The 508-nt window shown below is 43.5% G+C and carries 1 pseudogene; it reads right to left on the bottom strand.

From position 1 onward, the window contains the following. Positions 1-287: 287 nt before the first annotated feature. Positions 288-508 (bottom strand): annotated as a pseudogene (locus CIL05_RS21510) (carboxyvinyltransferase); the annotation flags it as partial.

The raw sequence follows: 508 nt of genomic DNA, 5'->3' as shown, positions 1-508 counted from the left end.
GATGAATCTACCTTAATCCAAGAATTTCACCTCTGTCGTTTGAATACGAATGCCCCCGACTGTCCCTATTAATCATTACGTCGAGTCCCGAAAACCAACAAAATAGAACCGACGTCCTATTCTATTATTCCATGCACGAATATTCAGGCGTAACAGCCTGCTTTGAACACTCTAATTTTTTCAAAGTAAACCTGCTGGCGACAACAGACACCCGATTAAGAGCACCTGCCACCCTCCAGCAAAAAGCACAGCGCAAGACAGCAGTAACGGCAAGCATGCCGACCGCCACCTCTAATACTAATATCTGCTCCAAATGCTTTTAACATTCTTTCGGTATGATCTCTTGAGGATGCTGGTTCAATAACAGAAGTGGTTCCAGAGGCCTTGAGACCTGCTAATAATATTGCCGATTTTACTTGCGCACTTGCTACTGGAGTTCCAATAACACATCCTTTGAGTTTATTTCCATCAATTGATATTGGAGCTGGAATTACCGCGCTTAGTCTTG

The sequence above is a fragment of the Virgibacillus profundi genome, from assembly GCF_002287375.1.
Classification (GTDB): Bacteria; Bacillota; Bacilli; order Bacillales; family Amphibacillaceae; genus Virgibacillus_K; species Virgibacillus_K profundi.
This window is presented reverse-complemented; position numbering and strand designations above follow the sequence as displayed.